General features: G+C 77.6%; 1 protein-coding gene. It reads left to right on the top strand.

Annotation, left to right across the window (positions count from 1 at the left end; all coding sequences use genetic code 11):
* Positions 1-660 (top strand): MFS transporter (locus AB0B89_RS12715; RefSeq protein WP_358551642.1); only part of this gene is annotated, 660 nt, incomplete at both ends.

The raw sequence follows: 660 nt of genomic DNA on the forward strand, positions 1-660 counted from the left end.
CCCGCCCGTGCGGAGCCCGCGACCGCTCCATCGACGCCCCCGGACACGGGCCGGCGCGGGGCGCCCCGCGCCAAGGCCCGGGGAGTGCTGTTCCTCGGCGTGCTGGGCTTCTGCTGCATGGTCGGTGAGGGCGCGTCCGCCGACTGGGGGTCGGTCTACCTGCGGGAGGACCTCCACAGCTCGGCCGGGTTCGCCGCCGCCGCGTACGCCGCGTTCTCGATCATGATGACCGCGGGACGCCTGGTCGGCGACCGCCTCTCGGCCCGGTTCGGCCCCGTCGCGCTGGTGCGGTGCTGCGGGCTGCTGGCCGGGGCGGGCCTGTCGGCGGCTCTGCTGATCGGTCACCCGGTGGCCGGAGTGATCGGGTTCGGCTGCTTCGGCGCGGGCCTTTCGTGCATCGTCCCGCAGGTGTTCTCGGCGGCGGGCCACCGCGACCCCGCCCGGGCCGGGCAGGCGCTCGCCCGGGTGGCCAGCCTCGGCTACCTGGGATTCCTCACAGGACCGGTCCTGATCGGGGCCGCCTCCGAGGTGCTGGACCTGCCGCGCGCCCTGGCCATACCGGCCCTGCTCGCGCTGTTCGTCGCCCTGGCCGCCCCGGCCGTGCGCAAGCCCGCGCCGGCCCCGGTCGCCACCGGGCAGGCCCCGGACCACGCCGCCGGC

The organism is Sphaerisporangium sp. NPDC049002 (assembly GCF_040649355.1).
Taxonomy (GTDB): Bacteria; Actinomycetota; Actinomycetes; order Streptosporangiales; family Streptosporangiaceae; genus Sphaerisporangium.